This is a genomic window from Bacillus sp. FSL R7-0672 (genome assembly GCF_038601465.1).
GTDB lineage: Bacteria > Bacillota > Bacilli > Bacillales > Bacillaceae > Bacillus > Bacillus pumilus.
Window position 1 is genome coordinate 1763305 of record NZ_CP152010.1, and the last position, 19932, is coordinate 1783236.

Sequence of the window (19932 nt, forward strand, 5' to 3'; positions counted from 1 at the left end):
TTTATCCATCATTTATCTATAATAGGTAAAATATCACTTATTAAAGGAGAACCAATATGAGAACTTTAGTCCTTTTACGAGGTCTCCCAGGGGTAGGGAAATCAACTTGGATCAAAGCCCAAGGCTTAGAGCCTTACACGTTATCAGCGGATCAGATTCGTCTTTTGACCCAGCCTCCGCAGTTATCTGTCAATGGGAAACCAGAAATTTCAAGCAAACATGACCACAAAGTCTGGTCTTTATTATTTGAATTGCTTACAGCACGTATGGAACGCGGAGACTTTACTGTGATTGATGCGACACATATTTCAAGCAAATCGATATCTCAATATAAATCGCTGGCCACATCGTATCGTTACAGGGTGTATGTCGTCGATTTCACGCAGGTGCCGCTTGAAACAGCTCTATTGCAAAATCGCTCACGGGAAGCTCACAAAGTTGTGCGGGAGTCTGTTTTATATCAAATGAATGAGCGGCTAAAAACAGAAAAGGTCCCGTCATGGGTGACTGTCTTGCAGCCTGAGGAATATCCACAAGTGATGACCTATCAGCCTCGATCCTTCGATCAATATGAGGCCATTCATGTTTTTGGAGATATTCACGGCTGTCATACCGCTCTGACCACCTATTTGCAAGGAGATATTAAAGAAAATGAACTTTATATCTTTGCAGGTGATTTACTTGATAGAGGTATAGAAAACAAGGAAGTATTAGAATGGATGCTCGCACATAGAGAATGCCGGAATGTCATCGTGATTGAGGGTAATCATGATCAGCATTTATACCGGTTTGCACATGGTGAAAAAGTAAGAAGCAATATGTTTAACCGGCATACTGCACCTGAAATCGAAGCAGCAGACTTTGATTTAAAAGAAGTACGGAAGTTTGTCAGAACATTTCATCAGCTTACGTATTTTACGTACCATGACAAGACATTTCTTGTTACCCACGGGGGGCTTGCTCATTTGCCAGAAGAGCTTCTGCATGTCTCAACACAGCAGCTCATTCACGGTGTAGGTGAATATTCAGATGACATTGATCACTTGTTTGTTCAAAATACTGCTGGATTAGATGTCATTCAAATTCACGGGCATCGCAATTTATACAGGCTGCCTACTCAAGCAGCGGAAAGGTCTTATAATCTAGAAGGCCAGGTTGAATTCGGGGGACAGCTGAGGGTGATGAAAATCACAGCTGACGGGATTGAGACTCATGAAATTGACAACCCAATCTATAGAGCTTCTGAGAAAAAACCATCAGCCGCTATTCAACCAGATATCTCACTAGATGACTTTTTAGCTCACTTAGATCAACATGAATATGTACAGGAATTAAAGCTTCCGCACCACATTTCATCTTTTAATTTTACGAAAAAAGCGTTTAGTGAACGGCAGTGGGATGATGTGAATGTGAAGGCAAGAGGTTTGTTTGTCAATATGGTGTCAAAGCAGATTGTTTCAAGAAGCTACAACAAATTTTTTAACATTGATGAGCGTCCGGAGACAAAAATGCATCATTTAGTGAACCACCTTCAATTTCCTGTCACCGTCTATGATAAAGCAAATGGATATTTAGGGACGGTTGGGTATAACGAAATGGAAGATGAATTGGTGTTTACGTCCAAATCGTATACATCTCATGTGAAGCAAAATCAGCATGCTTCCTGGGTCTAAGAGTTATTCTATCAGACCTTCGGAGACGTGCAGGTCGACTACATCAAATCATACGTACGTGACCACAATGCATCTCTTGTGTTTGAAGTCATTTTGCCAGAGAAAGACCCGCATATTATCACATATGATCATGATCAACTCATTTTGCTCGATATAGTGAAGCGTCAGCTAAGCTATGAAAAGGCACCATTTACTGAAGTGAAAAGAGTAAGCGAACAGCTTGGAATATCCAGCAAGCAGGAAGTGGCTGTGTTCCATAATTGGACGTCTTTTTATAAATGGTATCAGGCCGTTTCTCATGACGACTCGATCAAAGAAGAGGGATATGTCATTGAGGATGATCGCGGCTTTATGACTAAGCTCAAGCTTCCTTATTATCAATTCTGGAAGCAGATGCGCGCGATCAAACAGCGCGTTGCAGAGAAGCATTCCACGCAAAAATATATGCAGGCATTACAAACAGCGGAGCAAGCTAGATTTTATACGTGGCTTCTTGAGCAAGATGCCAATGCTGTCAGAAATAGCTCCATTATTGAGCTGCGCTCACAATTTGAGCAAAGCGATGCTGCCGAGTTGAATAATGATGGAATAAATGCATAGTCTAAAAAGGAGTCTTTTCTAAAGAAAAGGCTTTTTTTGATGCAATTGAAAGGTGGACCCTTACATGCCTGACTATATTGAAGTCATTTTACGGACGATGTTTGCTTTTGCGATTTTATTTGGCGGAGCACGTCTTCTTGGAAAGCAAACCATAGCGCAAATGAATATTTTTGATTTTATAGCAGCTATTAGCTTAGGTTCAATTGCGGCGAGTCTCGCGTTTAATACAACGCTTCCGTTTCATCACACGACGATTTCCTTTGTCACGCTTGTCATGATCATTTATGTGATTTCGCGCTGATAGCTTTAAGGAGCCGAAAATTGAGAGGATTTATGGCCGGTAAACCAACCCTTGTCATACAAAATGGCAAAATTCTTGAAGAGAATATGAAGGGAATGAGGTATACACTTGATTATTTAAATCAGCAGCTGAGAGAAAAAGACATTTTTGATATTAGCGAAGTTGAATTTGCCATGATTGAAACAGATGGACATATGTCAGTGAAAAAATATCCTTCGTTTGAAAATGTCACTCGGAAGGATCTTCAATTGTATATGAAGGCAGAGGGCTACATGCCTATCGAAGTGATCATGGACGGAAAGCTCATTTTGAAAAACATTCAAGAAAATCAATTAACTGTGGAGTGGATAGATGAAGAGCTTAAGAAAAGGCAGCTCTCCTTAAAGGACATTGTATACGCAGTCCGTTCAAGTAATGGCAGTTTATATATTGATACATATGACGACCACATTCACTCTCCGATTGATCAAGAATGAAGATGTAGTGCTGATGTCACCCGCCTGACACATATCTGACAATATTTATAAGTCCTTTGGCTTCTGTCTGACTAGGCATCATTTCTCAATTATTATTATTTTCAGAAAATGTGATGACGGAAAAAAATAAATGTGTTTAAGTGTATATAGAAGAAATTAAAATATTAATATAATATACCGTTTGCGGAATGAATGTTCATTCCTATGGTGAGGAGGGGATGAAGTGCCAGCAGTGACTGATAAACAAGAACAGATTATGAAGGCTTCGCTGGACTTATTTATTGAACGGGGCTTTGATGGGACCACGATGCCGATGATTTCAAAAAGAGCAAACGTCGGAGCGGGAACCATTTACCGTTATTTCGACAGTAAAGAGGCACTCGTCAATATTTTGTACCAGCGCAGCCTTTCTTCATTTATCGAAAAAATGAACACAAACAGTCCAGATCCAAAGGCGAGTATTCGGGCGTACTTTAAGCATGTATTTTATTGCTTGGTTTTATTTACAAAGGAGAATCCAAGCGGGCTATATTTTTTAGAAATTGATAAGCGATCCCATTACTTAGACGAGACGAGCAAAGAGAAAATGCAGCATTTGTTACATGAACTATTCCTTATCTTTGAAGAAGGGAAAAAGGATGGGATTCATCCAAATCTTTCAGGTAGAACCATTCTATCGATTGTATTTGGTGCCTTTGTACAGCTGCATAAACAAATTCTTGCAGAAGAAATAGAGCCAACGATTGAATTTCTAGAGGACATTGAGCAATGTTTATGGCGCGCCATTAGCGTTGCTTCTTAATGATATAAAGGGAGTGGGCACATGCAACAAACATCAATCATTCCAAAACCAAAAACATACGGACCTTTTAAAAATATTCCCCATATCAAAAAGGGGGAGCTTTCTCAAACCTTTTGGAGGCTAGCAGATGAATTAGGACCGATCTTTCAGTTTGAATTTTCAAAAGCAACAAGTATTTTTGTTTCTAATCATGAACTTGTCCAAGAAATATGTGATGAGAGCCGTTTTGATAAATACATTGGGACTAGTCTCAATAAAGTAAGAGCATTTGCAGGGGATGGGTTATTTACGAGCTGGACAGAAGAACCGAACTGGAGAAAGGCTCACCACATCTTGATGCCGGCGTTTAGTCAGCAGGCCATGAAGGGCTATCATGAGATGATGCTCGATATTGCCACACAGCTTGTACAAAAATGGCAAAGAACAGGCCGTGATGAAGAAATTGAAGTAGCAGAGGATATGACAAAGCTTACTTTAGATACGATCGGACTTTGTGGTTTTGATTTCAGGTTTAACAGTTTTTATAAAGAAAATCAGCATCCATTCATCGAAAGTATGCTGAATGGTTTAAACGAAGCGATGGATCAGGCGAGCCGGTTGCCGGTTGCAGATAAGCTAATGATCAAAAGAAGAAAAAAATTTGAAGAAAATGTCGATTTTATGAAGCAATTAGTAGATGACATTATTCAAGAACGGAAAAAACAAGATAAAACGGGCAATGATTTACTGTCCCTCATGCTGCATGCAAAGGACCCTGAAACAGGAGAGCGCCTGTCAGATGAAAATATTCGCTATCAAATCATTACCTTCTTGATAGCTGGGCACGAAACAACAAGCGGGCTGCTATCCTTTGCGATTTATTTCTTATTAAAGAATCCAGAAAAATTAAAGAAAGCCGTCCAAGAAGCAGATGATGTGCTGCAAGGCGGACTGCCAACATTTAAGCAGGTACAAAAACTAAATTACACTCGTATGGTTTTAAATGAATCTCTTCGCCTCTGGCCAACAGCGCCTACGTTCTCTCTTTATGCGAAAGAGGACACCGTCATCGGAGGGAAATATTCGATTGAAAAGAACCAAAGTGTCTCCGTGCTGCTACCTAAGTTACATCGTGATCAAGCGGTATGGGGAGAGGATGCGGAAGAATTTAAACCAGAGCGGTTTCTACACCCTGAAAAGATCCCGCAGCATGCCTACAAGCCTTTTGGGAATGGACAGCGTGCATGTATTGGTATGCAATTTGCTCTTCATGAAGCCACAATGGTGCTAGCAATGGTCTTGCACAACCTGGAATTGATTGATCACACATCATACGAACTTGATTTAAAAGAATCTTTAACGATTAAGCCAAACGATTTTAAAATCAAAGTGCGGCCAAGGAAGCAGCAACTCTTTATGGTACCACCGAAAGAAGAGACGAAAAAAAGCACCACAACTGATGAGTCTAAAGTGAAGAGTCATGGTACACCACTGCTTGTTTTATATGGATCAAATCTTGGCACGGCGCAGCAAATCGCAAACGAATTGGCTGAAGAAGGAAAAGCAAAAGGGTTTGATGTGACCACTGCTCCGCTTGATGACTATACACGTCAATTACCAGATAAGGGTGCAGTCTTCATCGTGACCGCTTCATATAATGGACACCCGCCTGACCATGCGAAAAAATTTGTGGATTGGGTCACGCAGGAGAAAGAGCAGGATTTAACAAACGTGACATTTGCTGTGTTTGGATGCGGAGATCGAAATTGGGCGAGTACGTACCAGCGTATTCCTCGTCTCATTGATGAAGCACTTGAAAGAAAAGGTGCGAAGCGTGTAGCTGATTTAGGAGAAGGTGATGCAGGCGGAGATATGGATGAGGATAAAGAAACATTCCAGAAAACGGTCTTCAAGCAGCTCGCAAAAGAATTTAAGCTCACCTTCCAAGAAAAAGGTAAGGAAAACTCAAAACTATCAGTTGCTTATACAAATGAGCTAGTAGAACGTCCTGTGGCGAAAACATATGGTGCCTTTTCAGCTGTTGTACTGAAAAATGAGGAATTACAATCTGAGAAAAGTGAGCGGCAAACAAGACATATTGAACTGCAATTGCCTGAAGGGAAAAAATACAAAGAAGGGGATCATATCGGAATTGTTCCGAAAAATTGTGATGCACTCGTGCAGCGGGTGATCAATCGCTTCAATCTAGATCCTAAGCAGCACATCAAGCTTTCTTCTGAGAAAGAAGCAAATCATTTACCTTTAGATCAGCCGATTCAAATGAGAGAATTACTTGCGTCACATGTTGAGCTTCAAGAGCCTGCAACACGTACGCAGCTAAGAGAGCTCGCCGCATATACAGTTTGTCCGCCTCACCGCGTGGAGCTTGAGCAAATGGCTGGTGAAGCGTATCAAGAAGCTATTTTAAAGAAACGAGTAACCATGCTTGACTTACTAGATCAATATGAAGCATGTGAGCTGCCATTTGTGCACTTTTTAGCACTTTTACCAGGTTTGAAGCCGCGCTATTATTCTATTTCTAGCTCACCAAAGGTCGATGAAAAAAGAGTCAGTATCACAGTGGCGGTTGTGAAAGGGAAAGCGTGGAGCGGCCGCGGAGAATATGCCGGAGTCGCATCAAACTATTTATGCGGTTTGAAGGAAGGTGAAGAAGTCGCCTGCTTCCTCCATGAAGCGCAGGCAGGATTCCAGCTGCCACCTTCATCTGAATTACCGATGATCATGATCGGACCGGGTACAGGAATCGCTCCATTTAGAGGATTTGTTCAAGCAAGAGAAGTGTGGCAGAAGGAAGGCAAACCACTAGGGGAAGCTCACCTATATTTTGGCTGCCGTCACCCTCATGAAGATGATCTGTATTTTGAAGAAATGCAGCTTGCGGCGCAAAAAGGAGTCGTTCACATCCACCGGGCTTATTCTCGTCACAAAGACCAAAAAATATATGTCCAGCATTTGTTAAAAGAAGACGGCGGTATGCTAATCAAATTACTCGATGAAGGTGCGTATCTTTACGTGTGCGGGGACGGAAAAGTCATGGCACCTGATGTAGAGGCTACACTGATCGACCTCTATCAACACGAGAAACAATGCACGAAGGAAGCAGCTGAAAATTGGCTAACCACTCTTGCAAATGACAATAGATATGTAAAAGATGTGTGGAGCTAACAAAAGGAAAGACCGCCAATTAGGCGGTTTTTTCTGTTTCATCAAGAGAGGTGAGATCGATAGAATGAAAGTTGGAAAGATACAAAACACCTAATTTAAAAATGAAATATTTTGAAAAAATAAGAATATTCTCTCATTTACTCCAATATGAAACAATCGTATCATTTTTGATATAGGACATAAAGGAGGAATATGATGAAAAAGGTGAAAATGTTACTCCCTTCTCTACTCGTTTTTGGTGCTTTAAGTGTGCCTAGTTTTGCCCACGCCGCATCGGATTCAGTACTAACGTCTGATTATGATATGGTGACTTCTGATGGAAAGGTGATCTCTTCAAGTGATTTCCACAATGATACGAAATCCCCCTCATCCTTTGACAAAGTGGATGATCTATCTTCAACTGTTGGCGAAAAAGTAAAACCACTATCAAAATATTTAAAAGACTTTCAAACTAAAGTCGTCATTGGAGACGATGGTAGAACAAAAGTAGCAAACACAAGAGTAGCACCATATAATTCAATTGCTTATATTACATTTGGCGGCTCAAGCTGTACGGGGACACTCATTGCCCCTAACAAAATTTTGACAAACGGACACTGCGTGTACAATACAGCATCAAGAAGTTATAGTGCAAAAGGATCGGTGTATCCAGGGATGAATGATAGCACTGCGGTAAATGGGTCAGCAAATATGACAGAGTTCTATGTACCAAGCGGATATATCAATACAGGTGCGAGCCAATATGATTTTGCCGTGATCAAAACAGATACGAACATTGGCAATACAGTCGGTTACCGTTCCATCCGTCAGGTGACAAACTTAACTGGAACAACGATTAAAATTTCTGGATATCCAGGTGATAAAATGAGATCGACTGGCAAGGTGTCGCAGTGGGAGATGTCAGGTCCTGTGACAAGAGAAGATACGAATCTTGCATACTATACGATTGATACATTTAGCGGAAATTCAGGCTCAGCGATGCTAGATCAAAATCAGCAAATCGTTGGGGTTCATAACGCAGGGTATTCAAACGGAACGATTAATGGCGGTCCAAAAGCGACAGCTGCCTTTGTTGAATTTATCAACTATGCAAAAGCGCAATAAAAGCTAGATCATAAAGCTTGTTTCCTTCATAGGGGACAAGCTTTTTTATGTGGATACAAGTGTCTATCTGTCTATGCTTGAAAGATCTATTGACTTCTCAGCCTCTTCATTTTTTTCACATGTCATTCGTGAACGACTCATACATTAAAATGACACATTTCCTTTAAGTCAAGATTTTGCTTGAGAAAAATGAGGAGGTCTCACACTTTTGAAGATGAGAAGAGGCTGGATTACTGCTGTCGCCTTATGCTTTGTGATATGGATGGTCACGCTGTTAGGTGGATTTGGGGAGGAACATGCGGCAAAAGGTGCGGATCGATATGATCATGTCATTCAATTTCCAAAGGAACGATACCCTGAAACAGGCAGTCATATTCAAGAAGCCATTCGAAAAGGGCATTCCGATGTGTGTACGATAGACCGAAATGGAGCAGATGCCCGCAGGCAAGAATCATTAAAAGGCATTCCGACTAAACCCGGATTCGACCGAGATGAGTGGCCGATGGCAGTTTGTCTTGAAGGAGGAAAAGGGGCGAGTGTTCAATATGTCAGCCCGTCTGATAATAGGGGAGCGGGCTCATGGACCGGACACCAGATGAGCGGGTATCCTGATGGGAAAAGAATTTTATTTATTGTGAAATAAAACTAAAAGAGAGGCGCCTGTGAGTAGGTGCCTTTTTTGATGATGATCAGAGCGTATTGGAGCTAGCAGGGACAAAAGATCCAGTGGTACAATGGATCCTATAAGGTACAAAGACAGACAAGAAGAAAAATGTGAAGGGACATATGCTTATGGATAAGAACCGTGCATTATACGATTATTTCATGCAACATGCAGAGAAACTGACTGAAACTTGGTATGATTCAATTGAAGATGATGATCCAGAATCAATCTATCGTTCAACAGATTCAAGCATCATATCAGAGCTAAAACGGCAAAATCAGGATTATTACCAGCATTTTATACGTGCTCTTATTGAAGACAAGACGTATTTACATACTGAGTTTAAAAAGTGGTCTGAAGACTTAGCCAGTGACCCGAAGCACTTAAACACACCATTAGATTACGTTGTGAGAGAATACATGTCCAATCAAAGAGTAGTCCTTCATTACTTAAAAGAATTTATTAAGCAGCGTCAAGATGAAATTGATATTGACCGCATCTTTTATTGGTATGATTTAATTTCAGAGGCGTTTAATATTTCAATTCATATGTTCATCCAACAATATGTGAAAAATACAACGAGGAAGCTCGTGGCACAAAGAGACATGATTTACGAGCTGAGCTCACCTGTCATTGTTTTAAAAAGTCATATTGCGTTATTGCCGTTAGTAGGTGATATTGATACAGCGAGAGCGAAGATTATTTTAGAAAATACGTTGAAACAGTGCTCACAAAAAGGTGTACAGCATTTATGTATTGATTTATCGGGCGTTGTCATTATTGATACAATGGTGGCTCATCAAATCTTTGATCTTGTCACATCACTTCGGTTAATTGGAGTAGAGACGACCATTTCAGGGATCAGACCAGAAATTGCCCAAACCGCTGTGCAGCTCGGGCTTCCTTTTAATGAATTTCGCACGGCATCATCACTTGCTCACGCCCTAGACCGCATGACTGAATTTACTTCAATATAAAAACCAGGCCGATTGAATGGCCTGGTTTTTTATTTAGATAACAGCGTCAATTTTTGTGACTTTCCAATCTTTTTGTCCTTTTTCGAACGTAACCGTTCTTTGTACTTTGCGTCCATCAAGTGTTGGGACAGTGAATTCATATGTGCGGACTGTTTGTTTTTTAGAGACAAGTTTAGGTGTCGCTTTATCCCAATTAAGCATATTGTCTCCGTCGCCGACTGGAACAGCCATTTTGCCTTTATGAACAATGAACTGGTAGTCTTTTAAACCTTGATTGATGGCTTCTTTTGTGAAAACTTGAGATAGGTAGCTGTTTAGTTTTTTCTTTGTATCAAATGTTTTAGAAAGATAGTTGTAAGTCATGTCTTTATAGCTAAATGATTTTAATTTGTAATCAGAATGTTCATTAATTTTGTAGCCTGACATCGCACTCCAAAAGTGTTCTCGTGCATCAAGGGCAATATGTAACGCTTCTTTATTTGTCAAAGCGGCTGGTTTTTTAGAAGCGGCCAATGTTGTAGATTGTAATGAGATCATAAGCATAATAGCAGTTAATAAAACGAATAATTTTTTCAAGGCGATTGCCTCCTTTTCTAAATGAAAACTTCTTATGTTACAAATGTTACAATAATTACAGTGATATTACAAGTGTTAAATCTAAATGTTTTTTATTTCTTTTCTTTCTATATATATAACGTTTGAGGGTGGCAAAAAGTTTTCATTTTTTTATTTTTTCTTTATATCTACTATTTAACCGTTCTAAAGAAGAACAAAACGTTTTTTGGAAAAGTTTCTGTTTGGACGTTCAACACGCTTTTTTATTTATGACATATACTATCGTGATGAATGTCTAAGAAAGTGGTGTTGAATATGTATTATCCGTATGAAGGTATGTGGAATGGGTACTCATATGATAGGCAGATGCAAATTTGGCCGTCGCTCCCTTCTCAAGGTGGAGGATTTCCAGGGTTTCCAATCGGAGGAGGAGGCACTGGGCCGGGATCTAGTGGATCAGCCCCGCCAGCCCCACCACAGCATATCGTTTCGCAATATCAGCAAGCATTATCACAGCCTCAAAGCATGCAGTCACTTATTTCAGGGCAAACAGGTGGAGGTCAGCAATCGGTTCAATTTGCCGCGGGATGTAATAGAAGGTGGACGATTGTGTTTATGAGAAACGGTCAAGTATTTTTAATGTATGTCCTATCCTCACAGCCTTTCGGGAGAACAACTGGCTTTATTTGGCCGAACTTTACCTTTGGTTCCTTCCCAAGCTCGAGTATTCTTGCCTATTCTTGTTCATAAAAAAAAGCCGGTTCTCATCATTAACTGATGAAATACCGGCTTTTTTTAGTGAATATTTCTAAATACGCCAATCACTTTACCTAGTATACTTACATTTTGTAAAATAATCGGTTCCATAGATGGGTTTTCTGGCTGTAATCTAAAGTGTGTATCTTCTTTATAGAAACGTTTCACTGTCGCTTCATCTTCCTCTGTCATGGCGACGACAATATCTCCATTGTTAGCAGTGCTTTGCTGACGCACAATGACATAGTCATTGTCCAAAATTCCTGCGTCAATCATACTTTCTCCCATAATTTCAAGCATAAATACTTGTTCATCTGGTGCTGCAAAAGTCTCTGGAAGAGGGAAGTATTCTTCAACATTCTCAACAGCCGTAATAGGCAGTCCTGCTGTTACTTTTCCGATGACTGGTACGTTCATTACAGAACTCTTTGGAATATTCATTTCCTCTTCATCTAGTACTTCGATCGCTCTAGGTTTTGTCGGGTCTCTTCTAATTAAGCCCTTCGTTTCTAGTCTAGCTAAATGTCCATGAACTGTTGAACTGGATGCTAGACCGACAGCTTCTCCAATTTCACGAACGGATGGGGGATAGCCCTTACTTTTTACTTCTTCTTTGATGAATGTCAGGATATCGAGTTGTCTTTTTGATAGCTTCGTCATCTTTTGCACCTCAAAACGTCAATTTTAAAGAAATTATAGCATGTTTTTCCTAACAGTACAAACATAGGTTCGAAAAAAACGTTTGACAGAAACGTTTGTTCGTATTTATAATAAGTGACAGAAAGAACGAACGCACATTCTATTAGGAGAGATGACATTATGAGGTTAAAAGAATCTATTATTTTTATTGGGGTATTCTCATTCATCGTTGGCATATTTCTCTCACTTATTGCATTCACAAGTCATAATGATCCAAATCAATATGTTAAAATAGAAGTTCAATCAGGTGATACTCTTTGGGGGTTAGCTGATCAAGTAAACGACAGCAAATCAATCGATAAAAATGCGTTTATTGACTGGGTCACTCAGCACAATGATCTTGATTCAACAGAAATCCAGCCTGGTGACATCCTTGTCATACCAGTCAAAAAAGAGCATCCAGTCGTATATCAACTTGCAACAGTACAGTAGAAAGGTCGATTGAAGACATGAATGCAATCATCTATGCGAGAGTAAGCACTGTCAAAGAAGAGCAGGAAACCTCGCTGAAGAGACAAGAAGAAGAATTGCTAGCTTTAGCTGCTATGCACAAGATGAATGTGGTTAAAGTCATTAAAGAAAAAGCAAGCGGGTATGATCTAGATCGCGATGGTGTGTTTGATATGCTAGCTACACTAAAAGAAGAGTCAATTGATGCTGTTCTTATCCAGGATGAAACACGTCTCGGAAGAGGACAAGCAAAAATTGCGCTTCTTCATTGTCTTTTTAAAGAGAATGTGAAGGTGTACAGTACGTTTCATAGAGGCGAGCTTGAGCTTTCAGAAGCAGATGAAATGGTGATTGAGATCGTAGGAGTCGTTGAAGAGTATCAACGAAAAATTCATAACCTGAAAATTAAGCGGGGAATGAGAAGAGCCGTAGAACGCGGGTATCAGCCCGAACTGAATTTAAAACAGCAGGATCATGCGCCTGGCCGTGAGCGTATTGAAGTGCCGATTTCAGAAATTGTTCGATTAAGAAAAAATAACATGACCTTCGCAGAAATCGCAGCAACTCTTCAGGCGCTAGGTTTTGACATTTCAAAAGCAACGGTCCATAGAAGGTATCAAGAATATGAAAAAGGTCTGACTACCTAAAGCTTGATTTGTTGTCAAAATGATTGATATTTAGTAGTATGTAGAGAAAATGCTTTAAAGGAGTTTGTCATGATTTCTAAAGAACAGCTTGCAAGAATCAATGAGCTTTCAAAAAAGTCGAAAGAGACCGGTTTGTCAGACGCTGAAAAAACAGAACAAAAGCAATTAAGAGAAGAGTATTTAAAAGCTTTTCGTTCTTCTATGAAAAATACACTTAAAACCGTGAAAATCGTTGACCCTGAAGGAAACGATGTCACACCAGAAAAATTAAAAAGAGAAAGAGATCAAAACCTTCATTAAGCTTATGATTTCTTGAATTTTGAAAAGATGGGAAGAATATTCTCATCTTTTTTCATATTTGCATAACTTTTTAAGTGATCGATAAACTAAATGTGACAAAATCCTTCTTTTTCAGCGTGAAATAGTTGTGAAAAAAGGACAGTAGATTTATGATAATGGTGTACACAAGATACGGAAGGGGATTTATATGGAAACGATTGAATTGAAATCTATTGCAACAATACGTACTCTCTCCATAGACGCAATTGAAAAAGCGAATTCCGGTCACCCTGGAATGCCGATGGGTGCTGCACCAATGGCATACGCTTTATGGACGAATCACTTAAACGTAAGTCCGCAAAACCCAAATTGGTTTAACAGAGACCGTTTTGTATTATCTGCGGGACATGGTTCTATGCTTCTATATAGCATGCTTCATTTAAGCGGATACAACCTGAGCATCGATGATCTAAAACAATTCCGCCAATGGGGTAGCAAAACACCTGGACATCCTGAATTTGGACATACAGAGGGTGTAGATGCTACAACAGGTCCTTTAGGGCAGGGGATTGCCATGGCAGTTGGTATGGCACTTGCAGAAAGACATCTTGCGGAAACGTATAACAAAGACAACTTTAATGTTGTAGATCACTATACATACAGCATTTGCGGAGATGGAGACTTAATGGAGGGAATTTCCTCTGAAGCTGCTTCACTTGCTGGTCATTTAGGCTTAGGCCGTTTAATTGTTCTTTATGATTCAAATGATATTTCTTTAGATGGCGACCTAGATCGTTCATTCTCTGAAAATGTGAAGAATCGTTTTGAAGCGATGAACTGGGAAGTTCTTTATGTGAAAGACGGCAATAACATTGAAGAAGTGACGGCTGCTATCGAAAAGGCAAAACAAAGCACAGACAGACCTACACTAATTGAAGTGAAAACAACAATCGGTTTCGGATCGCCAAACCGTGCAGGAACGTCTGGTGTGCATGGTGCACCACTTGGCAGCGATGAAGCCAAGCTGACGAAGGAAGCTTACTCTTGGACGTTTGAAGAAGATTTCCATGTACCTTCTGAAGTGTACGATCATTTCAAAGAAGCTGTAAAAGACGCTGGTCAGAAAAAAGAAGCAGCTTGGAATGAACTATTTGCGCAATATGAAAAAGAATACCCTGAGCTCGCAGCTCAATTGAAGCTTGCGATTGAAGGAAAGCTTCCTGAGAATTGGGATCAAGAGGTTCCTGTTTATGAAGCAGGTTCAAGTCTTGCCTCCCGCGCTTCTTCAGGCGAAGTATTAAATGGCATTGCGAAGCAAGTACCTTTCTTCATTGGGGGGTCTGCTGACCTTGCAGGTTCAAACAAAACAACGATTAAAAACACAGACGATTTTGGTAAAGATCATTATGCCGGCAAGAACATTTGGTTCGGCGTCAGAGAATTTGCAATGGGTGCCGCATTAAACGGTATGGCGCTTCACGGCGGCCTTCGTGTATTCGGCGGAACGTTCTTTGTTTTCTCAGATTACTTAAGACCAGCGATTCGTCTTGCTGCCTTAATGGGACTTCCAGTCACTTATGTCTTTACTCATGACAGTATCGCTGTTGGTGAAGATGGTCCGACGCATGAGCCGGTTGAACAGCTTGCTTCATTACGTGCGATGCCGAACCTTTCTGTCATTCGCCCTGCGGATGGAAACGAAACAGCTGCAGCGTGGAAACTTGCTGTATCTTCAACGGATAAACCGACAGCACTAGTTCTGACTCGTCAAAACCTTCCAACGATTGACCAAGCACCTGAGAAGGCATATGAGGGAGTAGAAAAGGGTGGATACGTCGTCGTTGAAGCTGCTGATGCACAGCCAGAAGCACTTCTACTCGCATCTGGATCTGAAGTCGGTTTAGCGATTGAAGCGCAAAAAGCACTTGAGAAAGAAGGGATTCGCGCGTCTGTTGTCAGTCTTCCTGCATGGGATCGTTTCGATCAGCAGTCAGACGAATACAAAGAATCAGTCCTTCCTACAGCAGTGCGGGCTCGTATTGCGATTGAAATGGGGGCTTCACTTGGCTGGGAGCGTTACACTGGTCTTGATGGTGATGTAATTGCCATTGATAAATTTGGCGCTTCTGCACCTGGTGAAACCATTATTGAGAAATACGGCTTTACGGTCAGCAATGTCGTCAGCCGCGTGAAAGCGAAGCTGAACAAATAACCAGTCTCCAAGCATCATGCTTTTTTTCATCTGTTTGCAGAGCATTTTCATCCGCTCTGCAAACTTTTTTCTTTTTTCTCGTTTTTTTGACAAAACTAGTTTCTTCTTGCTTCATATATAGACAATTCTTTCTTTCACATTTTTGTATAATACAAGCAATATACAGATTGACGAAATGTGAAAGGAAGGGATAGACATGGAACGCCATTATTATATTTATTGGATTGAGGATGAATTTGCGCATCATTATTTTGGCAGAGAATCAATTTTGTTTCATTTGTTTGAGTCGTTACACTGGACGAACCGCACGGAAGATGAATTGGTGATGCTTGTGAAACAAGTGGATTACGTGACGAAACGAATCCCTGCTTTTCATATGCATCAGCGATTAATGAACAACTTAACGAACGTTCACTATACACAAATTGGCTCGATATACAGCGCTTCCTTACCTGATGGAAAAGGAACGGCTGCATTTATCATAAAAGATCGTTATATCCAAATGTCTGCTACCGGCAGTTATGAAGCAGAAGCAGTGTTTTTTGAAGTGCTGAGAAAAATTAGTCCTTGCTTCCTGGCAATGGACTTCGGTTCAAAGAAGCACGGGTGGCTCAATCCGGTAAAAGTGAGGAATTTTGTTTAAAAAAATAAAATTGAACGTGAAATGTTGTATAATAGCCTTTTGTTTAGTACACTTTATACGAGACAACATGAAGGAGGAAGAATTATGGATTTATGGGTTGTCATCCTTGTAGGCGTTGTTGCACTGCTTGCAGGAGTTGCACTCGGATTCTTTATTGCTCGTAAGTATATGATGAGCTACTTGAAAAAGAATCCACCAATTAATGAACAAATGCTTCGAATGATGATGATGCAAATGGGCATGAAACCGTCCCAGAAGAAAATCAATCAAATGATGAAAGCCATGAACAACCAAGCGAAATAATACGTACGATATTATGATCATAGATGGAACATGGTTATAAAGAGTGGACAAGCGTTGTCCTTTCTTTATGAATTCACCTTCATCAGACGCTTTAAAACCACTGTACTTGCCTAAATGAAGCAGGGAAGGTGGTTTTTATTTTGGCTTCAGCTTCCTGCTAAAAAACAAAAACCCCTGTTATCAGAGGTTTTTGTTTCGTTTATGGTCACACATATCAACTGTTCTAAAAATCGTGCAGCATGATAAATATCATGAGATATGATTAGTTGGCTGAGTTTGAGTGTAAGTGTCGTTGATATTGTAAGAGGAGATGATCTAGCTGCTGGCTATGTTCAATGGTTACTGTTGATGTCATCCCATTGTGCATCACAACTTTCATCAGCTCTTCTCTTTTTTCTTCGATTTGAGTTAATAATGATGTTTTTACCAAAGTCATGTTCCTTTCATGCAAATCTTGATAAAAAGAATCGATTCTATTATATCCATTTTCAGGTTTATTTTCAAATTTAAAGGATTCGTTATCTCGATGTCAAATTAAATTATATAAGGTTTTAAGAGAATAGACCATCTTTATTGAGAGGATGTAAAAAAAATGAAATGATTTTGTCATCTCTTATTGTATATTGTAAGAAGGGGGTGTTCTTTTGACAGATTTGAATTACTTTTTAGCCTTTGGAGCAGGGTTTCTTTCTTTTATCTCACCGTGCTGTCTGCCGCTTTATCCAGCGTTTTTATCTTATATTACGGGCGTTAGTATGGATGAAGTGAAATCTGAGAAGGTGATGCTGAGAAGAAGAAGTCTGCTTCATACCTTATTCTTTTTAATTGGTTTCTCTATTATCTTTATTGCGATAGGCTTTGGGACATCGTTTGTTGGGAAGTTTTTTGATGATTACCATCAAGCGATTCGCCAGGTTGGAGCTATCCTCATTATTTTCTTTGGTTTTATGACTCTTGGTGTATTTCAGCCTTCTTTCCTCATGGGCGAAAAGAGAATGCAGTTCAAAAATCGTCCTGCTGGTTTTTTTGGATCGATTCTCATTGGAATGGGCTTTGCCGCTGGTTGGACACCTTGTACAGGACCTATTTTATCTGCCGTTATCGCACTTGCTAGTAACAATCCAGAGTCGGCTGTGCCTTATATGATTGCGTATGTATTTGGATTTGGCGTTCCATTTTTTGTTCTCTCCTTTTTCATTACGAAAATGGCGTGGATCAGAAAGCGTCAGCAGCTTATCATGAAAATTGGCGGGATCATTATGATTGTGGTAGGGCTATTGCTGTTCTTTGATCTTCTCACATGGATTATCATCATGTTCTCATCATTGTTTGGCGGATTTACAGGCTTTTGAAATCGTTTTCTACAGTCGCGGCGAATGGTTTTTTTTCGTCAATTGGAGTATATTATACATAGGCTGACCTTAAAGAATAAAGGAATGATTTGATATGACGGTCTTAATCTCTTCTATAATTGCAATATGTATGGCGGTAGCCGTCATGTTTATTCGCATTAAGTCATCTGCGAAACCGGCAACCGCAAAAAAAATTATATTACCTCCTATTTTTATGAGCACTGGTGCACTGATGTTTTTTGTTCCAATGTTTCAGGTAACTGGAGCTGAATTTCTTGAAGCGATCACAGTGGGGATGTTTTTCTCCATCTTTTTAATCAAAACATCAAAGTTTGAAATTAGAGGGAACGAGATTTACTTAAAGCGGTCAAAAGCATTTGTGTTTATTCTCATTGGACTTCTTGTTCTTCGTATCGGGATGAAGACGATCCTAAGTTCTTCTATTGATTATGGCTCTCTAAGCGGAATGTTTTGGATACTTGCTTTTGGCATGATTGTACCTTGGCGCGTTGCTATGTATTTGTCGTTTAGAAAGATATCTAAGCAATTAGATCCGCAACAGGTTCAAATGAATTAAACCTCCTTTTTATAAGGAGGTTATTTTAATAATGCTTCATATGGCGTATGATCGATGTTTTTTTCTTGAAGGCGCTTCAATAAAAACTTATGATCACGCTTTGGTGTAGCGATAATATAGCCGCGAATGATTAAGTCTAAATTAATGCTGGCAGCTTGTTCTTTTAAAGCCAGCTCGCCAATTTTTCCTGCAATTTTTTCTTTGGCGACATCTCTAAACAGCTCTGGAACAGGTAATACAAGATCATTTAAAAGCTGTTTGTCTTCTTCCCGCCATAGGTGGAGGCTCTTTTGAATATATTCATCCTGCCAATCAAGCTCTGATTTCCCATCTTCCTTCGGCAATCGTTTTAAAAATTTGCGAAACATAAAAAAGCCACCGATTGCGAGTAATCCGATCATCACCGTGCCCCAAAATAAAATGAACCACAAAAACCAGCCGCTTAACATGTTCTCACTCCTTATACCTCTCGTCTCTCTATCTTATTTTACATGAAGACATGATAGAAGAAAATAACAAAAATGTATGTCTCTTTTCTCTATGAACGCCTTTTTTCATTCATAACTGCCCATTTACTAGAAAGACCCAAACCATCTAGTAGAAAAAGAATACCTTATCATATAGCGACTCTACTATTTGGCCATGGTGGTTCGCAAAAGGTATTGACTTGACACGAACGGAAGAGAGCCCACCAAATGAAGGTGGGCTCTTAATGTTTGAAGTGCGGGATTTGAAAGGAAAATGCTCCGCTTGGATGGTCGGAACTTTTTTTAATTCTTATCGAAATGATTCGGTTTTCGTATTCTGTTTCAATCTCTTTGTCGTTCAAGTAAAAAGGGAGCATGACACTTTTTTCAATTGGCTGTTCGCCTTTATCATTTGGCTTTTGTACTGTGTAAGCGAGAGTGAGTTCATGTCCAGCGAAGGTCAGCTTTACATCAGCGATCGACAGGGTGGAGACATCAATCTCAATAATATAATCACGGCTTGTTTCATAAAGGTCAATTGGGAGGTGTTCATCATACCAGGCAAATGGATCATCCATTAAAACATTAAGCCAATCATCTATTTCTAGAAAATCAGAGGAATTCGATTGCTTTTCATTCTCCATAAACACTCCTCCATCACATCTCATAATAAATGATATGTTGAGAACTGAAATGTGTGAAAGACCTAAAACATCCCGCTTTGCCACGGAATGAGAGGAGAATGTTTACATATCGTGATGAGAATTGTGCTTTTGTCTTGTATGGTTGCGGTTTTTCACTTTTTTACTGCCTGATAATGGCTCAGGCTGTCCGCCTTGATGCTCCTTAGGCGAGTTTTGACGGGTGTCTTTCCCTGAGTTTTTATTCGTCATGATGCTTGCTCCTTTCTTATTGGTTTTTTTTACGTTTTTTATTGTTTTGTCTTTGTTCTTCTGTTAAAACGAGTTGGTCATCTTCAATGTAGCCTGCACCATTCCCTTGGCTTTTGGCTGCGTTCATGCCGTCAATCACATGATTTGCTTTACGTTTTGTCATGTTCTATCACCTCAATTGTAGTATGAACCTGCCCTGCTTGGATTATGAAGAGTAATCATTTCCTAGTGATAAGATAAACTTATTGAATTTAATAAAAGCATTGTTATTTACTTATGTATGAATTTGTTTTAAGATGAAATTGTGAGAAAATTGTGGTGAAATACGACGATTTTT

Annotated in this window: 21 protein-coding genes and 2 pseudogenes; 16 read left to right on the plus strand and 7 right to left on the minus strand. The window is 39.8% G+C overall.

Going from position 1 to position 19932, the window contains the following annotated elements; translation table 11 throughout:
• Nucleotides 1-56 precede the first annotated feature (56 nt).
• From MKY18_RS08720 to MKY18_RS08750, 7 genes and pseudogenes are all read left to right on the plus strand, one after another.
• A pseudogene (locus MKY18_RS08720) lies at nt 57-2273 on the plus strand (RNA ligase).
• Between the two features lie 64 nt (nt 2274-2337).
• Nucleotides 2338-3050: pseudogene (locus tag MKY18_RS08725) on the plus strand (DUF421 domain-containing protein).
• A 223-nt stretch (nt 3051-3273) separates the two neighbouring features.
• A complete protein-coding gene (locus MKY18_RS08730) occupies nt 3274-3852 on the plus strand; it encodes a TetR/AcrR family transcriptional regulator (RefSeq protein WP_065097358.1) in 579 nt (192 codons plus the stop codon).
• A gap of 21 nt (nt 3853-3873) precedes the next feature.
• Entirely contained in the window at nt 3874-7017 is a 3144-nt protein-coding gene (locus MKY18_RS08735; protein ID WP_113767722.1) for a bifunctional cytochrome P450/NADPH--P450 reductase, read from the plus strand.
• A 195-nt stretch (nt 7018-7212) separates the two neighbouring features.
• On the plus strand, nt 7213-8121 hold the full coding sequence (locus tag MKY18_RS08740; RefSeq protein ID WP_044141413.1) for a trypsin-like serine protease: 909 nt from the start codon (nt 7213-7215) through the stop codon (nt 8119-8121).
• A 262-nt stretch (nt 8122-8383) separates the two neighbouring features.
• Entirely contained in the window at nt 8384-8764 is a 381-nt protein-coding gene (locus MKY18_RS08745; RefSeq protein ID WP_223250648.1) for a NucA/NucB deoxyribonuclease domain-containing protein, read from the plus strand.
• A 149-nt stretch (nt 8765-8913) separates the two neighbouring features.
• Nucleotides 8914-9762: an STAS domain-containing protein gene (locus tag MKY18_RS08750; protein WP_044141412.1), complete on the plus strand. Its 849-nt coding sequence runs from the start codon at nt 8914-8916 to the stop codon at nt 9760-9762.
• A gap of 33 nt (nt 9763-9795) precedes the next feature.
• On the opposite strand, the gene MKY18_RS08755 is transcribed toward MKY18_RS08750, so the two are convergent.
• Complete coding sequence (locus MKY18_RS08755; protein WP_065097361.1) at nt 9796-10338, minus strand: IseA DL-endopeptidase inhibitor family protein; 543 nt, start codon at nt 10336-10338, stop codon at nt 9796-9798.
• Nucleotides 10339-10632: 294 nt separating this feature from the next.
• Between MKY18_RS08755 and MKY18_RS08760 the strand changes: the two genes are divergently transcribed.
• Nucleotides 10633-11067 (plus strand): hypothetical protein, encoded by a 435-nt coding sequence (locus tag MKY18_RS08760; protein WP_185108836.1) that lies wholly within the window; start codon nt 10633-10635, stop codon nt 11065-11067.
• 45 nt (nt 11068-11112) lie between these two features.
• Here MKY18_RS08760 and lexA read toward each other — a convergent pair whose 3' ends face one another.
• The gene (gene lexA, locus MKY18_RS08765; RefSeq protein ID WP_065097363.1) at nt 11113-11733 is read right to left on the minus strand and encodes a transcriptional repressor LexA; all 621 of its coding nucleotides are present in this window, start codon (nt 11731-11733) and stop codon (nt 11113-11115) included.
• A gap of 159 nt (nt 11734-11892) precedes the next feature.
• Between lexA and yneA the strand changes: the two genes are divergently transcribed.
• From yneA to MKY18_RS08795, 6 genes are all read left to right on the plus strand, one after another.
• Nucleotides 11893-12204: a cell division suppressor protein YneA gene (gene yneA / locus MKY18_RS08770; RefSeq protein WP_185108834.1), complete on the plus strand. Its 312-nt coding sequence runs from the start codon at nt 11893-11895 to the stop codon at nt 12202-12204.
• A gap of 17 nt (nt 12205-12221) precedes the next feature.
• A complete protein-coding gene (locus MKY18_RS08775; RefSeq protein WP_003211322.1) occupies nt 12222-12869 on the plus strand; it encodes a recombinase family protein in 648 nt (215 codons plus the stop codon).
• A gap of 69 nt (nt 12870-12938) precedes the next feature.
• Complete coding sequence (locus MKY18_RS08780; protein WP_039167715.1) at nt 12939-13169, plus strand: DUF896 domain-containing protein; 231 nt, start codon at nt 12939-12941, stop codon at nt 13167-13169.
• Nucleotides 13170-13356: 187 nt separating this feature from the next.
• Entirely contained in the window at nt 13357-15360 is a 2004-nt protein-coding gene (gene tkt, locus MKY18_RS08785) for a transketolase (protein ID WP_065097364.1), read from the plus strand.
• Nucleotides 15361-15556: 196 nt separating this feature from the next.
• The gene (gene sirA / locus MKY18_RS08790) at nt 15557-16003 is read left to right on the plus strand and encodes a sporulation inhibitor of replication protein SirA (RefSeq protein ID WP_003212113.1); all 447 of its coding nucleotides are present in this window, start codon (nt 15557-15559) and stop codon (nt 16001-16003) included.
• Between the two features lie 84 nt (nt 16004-16087).
• Nucleotides 16088-16306, plus strand: a complete 219-nt coding sequence (locus MKY18_RS08795; protein ID WP_003212379.1) for a YneF family protein — start codon at nt 16088-16090, stop codon at nt 16304-16306.
• A gap of 262 nt (nt 16307-16568) precedes the next feature.
• On the opposite strand, the gene MKY18_RS08800 is transcribed toward MKY18_RS08795, so the two are convergent.
• A complete protein-coding gene (locus MKY18_RS08800) occupies nt 16569-16736 on the minus strand; it encodes an aspartyl-phosphate phosphatase Spo0E family protein (protein ID WP_003211291.1) in 168 nt (55 codons plus the stop codon).
• 214 nt (nt 16737-16950) lie between these two features.
• Here MKY18_RS08800 and MKY18_RS08805 point away from each other — a divergent pair, with 214 nt between their 5' ends.
• Both MKY18_RS08805 and MKY18_RS08810 read left to right on the plus strand, forming a co-directional pair.
• Nucleotides 16951-17658 (plus strand): cytochrome c biogenesis protein CcdA, encoded by a 708-nt coding sequence (locus MKY18_RS08805; protein ID WP_065097365.1) that lies wholly within the window; start codon nt 16951-16953, stop codon nt 17656-17658.
• Nucleotides 17659-17752: 94 nt separating this feature from the next.
• The gene (locus tag MKY18_RS08810; protein ID WP_065097366.1) at nt 17753-18235 is read left to right on the plus strand and encodes a CcdC protein domain-containing protein; all 483 of its coding nucleotides are present in this window, start codon (nt 17753-17755) and stop codon (nt 18233-18235) included.
• 20 nt (nt 18236-18255) lie between these two features.
• Here MKY18_RS08810 and MKY18_RS08815 read toward each other — a convergent pair whose 3' ends face one another.
• The 4 genes from MKY18_RS08815 to sspO all read right to left on the minus strand — a co-directional run bounded on the left by MKY18_RS08815 (nt 18256) and on the right by sspO (nt 19758).
• Nucleotides 18256-18684 (minus strand): DUF2621 domain-containing protein, encoded by a 429-nt coding sequence (locus MKY18_RS08815; protein ID WP_065097367.1) that lies wholly within the window; start codon nt 18682-18684, stop codon nt 18256-18258.
• 260 nt (nt 18685-18944) lie between these two features.
• Complete coding sequence (locus MKY18_RS08820; protein ID WP_106067592.1) at nt 18945-19346, minus strand: spore coat protein; 402 nt, start codon at nt 19344-19346, stop codon at nt 18945-18947.
• Between the two features lie 102 nt (nt 19347-19448).
• Entirely contained in the window at nt 19449-19595 is a 147-nt protein-coding gene (locus MKY18_RS08825) for a small acid-soluble spore protein P (RefSeq protein ID WP_065097369.1), read from the minus strand.
• 16 nt (nt 19596-19611) lie between these two features.
• On the minus strand, nt 19612-19758 hold the full coding sequence (gene sspO, locus MKY18_RS08830) for a small acid-soluble spore protein O (RefSeq protein WP_034660777.1): 147 nt from the start codon (nt 19756-19758) through the stop codon (nt 19612-19614).
• Nucleotides 19759-19932: the final 174 nt, after the last annotated feature.

Bases quoted from the DNA above. Each gene is read 5' to 3' on its own strand.
- MKY18_RS08735 (WP_113767722.1), top strand. From the start codon at position 3,874: ATGCAACAAACATCAATCATTCCAAAACCAAAAACATACGGACCTTTT.
- MKY18_RS08740 (WP_044141413.1), top strand. From the start codon at position 7,213: ATGAAAAAGGTGAAAATGTTACTCCCTTCTCTACTCGTTTTTGGTGCT.
- MKY18_RS08745 (WP_223250648.1), top strand. From the start codon at position 8,384: ATGGTCACGCTGTTAGGTGGATTTGGGGAGGAACATGCGGCAAAAGGT.
- MKY18_RS08750 (WP_044141412.1), top strand. From the start codon at position 8,914: ATGGATAAGAACCGTGCATTATACGATTATTTCATGCAACATGCAGAG.
- MKY18_RS08760 (WP_185108836.1), top strand. From the start codon at position 10,633: ATGTATTATCCGTATGAAGGTATGTGGAATGGGTACTCATATGATAGG.
- lexA (WP_065097363.1), bottom strand. From the start codon at position 11,733: ATGACGAAGCTATCAAAAAGACAACTCGATATCCTGACATTCATCAAA.
- yneA (WP_185108834.1), top strand. From the start codon at position 11,893: ATGAGGTTAAAAGAATCTATTATTTTTATTGGGGTATTCTCATTCATC.
- MKY18_RS08775 (WP_003211322.1), top strand. From the start codon at position 12,222: ATGAATGCAATCATCTATGCGAGAGTAAGCACTGTCAAAGAAGAGCAG.
- MKY18_RS08780 (WP_039167715.1), top strand. From the start codon at position 12,939: ATGATTTCTAAAGAACAGCTTGCAAGAATCAATGAGCTTTCAAAAAAG.
- tkt (WP_065097364.1), top strand. From the start codon at position 13,357: ATGGAAACGATTGAATTGAAATCTATTGCAACAATACGTACTCTCTCC.
- sirA (WP_003212113.1), top strand. From the start codon at position 15,557: ATGGAACGCCATTATTATATTTATTGGATTGAGGATGAATTTGCGCAT.
- MKY18_RS08795 (WP_003212379.1), top strand. From the start codon at position 16,088: ATGGATTTATGGGTTGTCATCCTTGTAGGCGTTGTTGCACTGCTTGCA.
- MKY18_RS08810 (WP_065097366.1), top strand. From the start codon at position 17,753: ATGACGGTCTTAATCTCTTCTATAATTGCAATATGTATGGCGGTAGCC.
- MKY18_RS08815 (WP_065097367.1), bottom strand. From the start codon at position 18,684: ATGTTAAGCGGCTGGTTTTTGTGGTTCATTTTATTTTGGGGCACGGTG.
- MKY18_RS08820 (WP_106067592.1), bottom strand. From the start codon at position 19,346: ATGGAGAATGAAAAGCAATCGAATTCCTCTGATTTTCTAGAAATAGAT.
- MKY18_RS08825 (WP_065097369.1), bottom strand. From the start codon at position 19,595: ATGACGAATAAAAACTCAGGGAAAGACACCCGTCAAAACTCGCCTAAG.
- sspO (WP_034660777.1), bottom strand. From the start codon at position 19,758: ATGACAAAACGTAAAGCAAATCATGTGATTGACGGCATGAACGCAGCC.